The sequence below is a fragment of the Streptomyces sp. NPDC097619 genome, assembly GCF_040302735.1.
In the GTDB taxonomy this organism is placed as follows: Bacteria; Actinomycetota; Actinomycetes; order Streptomycetales; family Streptomycetaceae; genus Streptomyces.
Genome location: NZ_JBEOSD010000304.1, coordinates 1 through 2,823 on the forward strand (window position 1 = coordinate 1; position 2,823 = coordinate 2,823).

1 protein-coding gene is annotated in these 2,823 nt (G+C 75.2%); it reads right to left on the reverse strand.

Annotated features, from left to right (window positions below; genetic code table 11):
* The coding region (locus ABTZ17_RS36590) for a condensation domain-containing protein (protein ID WP_352200143.1) at positions 1-2,823 on the reverse strand (2,823 nt) is incomplete at both ends.

The following is a 2,823-nucleotide window of genomic DNA, read 5'->3' on the forward strand; positions in this document are numbered from 1 at the left end:
GAACATCACGCAGGCGGTGTCCGCCCCGGTCAGGTCCACTGCCGGGTTCGCGTCGGCGCGGGCGTCGATCTCCGCGCCCTCCGCGTCGGTACGGACCCGGGTCCACGGTCCGTGGATCTGTCGGGCCGCGTGGACCGAGTCCGTCACGAGCAGCCGCACGGACGCGTCCTCGGCGGTGGTGCGGAGTCGTTCGTCGGGGAATTCGGGGTCGAGGAGGGCGTATCCGGCGCCGGTCTTGATGACGGCGAGGAGGGCGACGGCGAAGGGGATGCCGCGTTCGAGGAGGATGCCGGCGAGGTCGCCGCGTCGGAGGCCGCGGGCGGTGAGGTGGTGGGCGAGTCGGTTGGCGCGGGCGTTGAGTTCGCCGTAGGTGAGGGTCCGGTCGCCGTAGACCAGGGCGGGGGCCTCGGGGCGCAGCCGGGCCTGCTCCTCGAACCGGGCCGTCAGCAGGGTGCGTTCGCCCTCGTCGGTCGCGGACCGGGCGGCGCCGGGCCACGCCCCGAGGACCTGGGACCGTTCCTCGGCGCCCAGCACCTCCAGACCCGACAGTGGCACCTCGGGGGCGGCCACCGCGTGCTCCAGGACCCGCCGCAGCACCCGGGTCATCCGTTCCACGGTCTCCCGGTCGTACAGGTCGGAGCTGTAGAGCACCGCCCCCGTCAGGCCGGTCTCCTCGTCGGCGGAGAGCAGGAACTCCAGGTCGAACTTGACGGCGCCGGTGGCCAGCGGCGCCGCCGGGCCGGCCGTCACCCCGGGGAACTCCGGCGCGGGGGCCGGCCCCGATTCCAGGGCCAGGCACACCTGGAACAGCGGGTGCCGGGCCAGGGAACGGCTCGGGTTCACGGCCTCCAGCACCAGGTCGAAGGGCACGTCCTGGTGGGCGAAGGCGTCCAGGTCGGTGGCCCGCACCCGGGCCAGCAGCTCCCGGAAGGCCGGGTCACCCGAGGTGTCGGTGCGCAGCACCAGCGTGTTGACGAAGAAGCCGACCAGGTCCGCGAGGGACTCGTCGGAGCGACCGGCCACGGGCGAGCCGAGCGGCAGGTCGGTACCGGCCCCGAGCCGGGTCAGGGTGGCCGCCAGGGCCGCCTGGAGCACCATGAAGGGGGTGCACCGCTCGGCCCGGGCCAGCTCCCGCACCCGCTTGTGCAGCTCGCGGCCGAAGTCGACCCGGACCGCCCCGCCGCTTCGCCCGGCCACCGGCGGCCGGGGCCGGTCGGTGACGAGCGGCAGCTCCTCGGGGAGGTCGGCCAGCGCGGTACGCCAGTGGGCGAGCTGCTCCTCCAGCACCCCGCCCGCCAGGGCCGGGCGCTGCCACAGCGCGTAGTCGGTGTAGTCCAGGGGCAGCGGCCGCCAGTCGGGGGCCCGCCCCTCGGCGCGGGCCGCGTAGGCGGTGGACAGGTCGGCGAAGAGGGGCCGCAGGGACTGTCCGTCGGTGGCGATGTGGTGCAGTAGGACGAGCAGGGTGTCGTGCCCCTCGCCGGAGGCGTCCGTGTGGTCGTCGCCGCGGAGCAGGGTCACCCGCAGGGGGTGCTCGGCCGCCAGGTCGAAGGCGTGCCCGGCGGCGGCCCGCAAGGCGGGCTCCCGGTCCGCCTCCGTCACCTCGACGACCTCGACGTGCACGCCGGCGGCGGCCTCCTCGGCGGGGGCGACCACCTGGTGGGGCTCTCCGTCGACGGTGGCGAACCGGGTCCGCAGCGGCTCGTGCCGCCGGACCAGGTCGCCCACCGCGGCCCGCAGCACCTCCGGGTCGATCCGGCCGCTGAGCCGCACCGCCATCGGGACGTTGTACGCGGTGTCCGGGCCCTGGAGCCCGGCCACCAGCCACAGCCGCTGCTGGGCGGAGGAGAGCGGGAGCCGTTCCGGGCGTTCCACGGCCCGGGCGGGCGCCGGGAGCGCCTTCCGGCCCGAGACCTCGGTGATGCGGCGGGCCAGGGCGGCCGGGGTCGGGTACTGGAACACGTCCCGCAGCGTGAGCGACACCCCGAGGGTGGCGCCGAGCCGCCCGGTGAGCTTGGCGGCGAGCAGGGAGTGCCCTCCGTGGTCGAAGAAGGAGTCGTCCACCGACAGCGGCGCGGCCGAGCCCAGTACCTCCCCGACCAGGGTCCGCACCAGCTCCTCCAACTCGGTGCGGGGGGCCCGGCCGGCGGACTCCAGGGGAGCCTCCACGGCGGGCAGCGCCCGCTTGTCGATCTTCCCGTTGGGGGTCAGCGGCAGCCGGTCGAGGATCGCGAAGCGGGCGGGCACCATGTGCTCCGGCAGCCGCTCCCGCAGCCAGGCCCGCAGCGAGCCGGGGGTGACCGTCGAGCCGGGCACGGCCGTCACGTACGCGGTCAGCTCGTCCGTGGCGAGCAGGGTGGCCTGGGTGAGGTGGGGGTGGGTGGTGAGGAGGGTTTCGATTTCGGTGGGTTCGATGCGGAAGCCGCGGATCTTGATCTGGGTGTCGGTGCGTCCGGTGTAGTGGAGGTCGCCGTGGGTGTCCCAGTGGGCTTGGTCTCCGGTGCGGTAGAGGCGGCTGCCGGGGGCGCCGTAGGGGTTCGGGACGAACCGTTCCGCGGTGGTGCCGGGTCGCGCGAGGTAGCCGTGGGCGATGCCCTCGCCCGCCAGGTACAGCTCGCCCGTGACCCCGGGCGGCACCGGCCGTAGCCGGTGGTCGAGCACGTACGCCCGCTTGTGGGTCACCGGCCGGCCGATGGACACCGCACCGGCGGGCACCGCGTCCCGCGGCACCGTGTGGGTGGTGGTGAAGCCCATGGATTCGGCGGGGCCGTAGCCGTTGGTGACGGTCAGGTGCGGGTGGAGGGCGTGCAGGCGGGCGATGTGGGT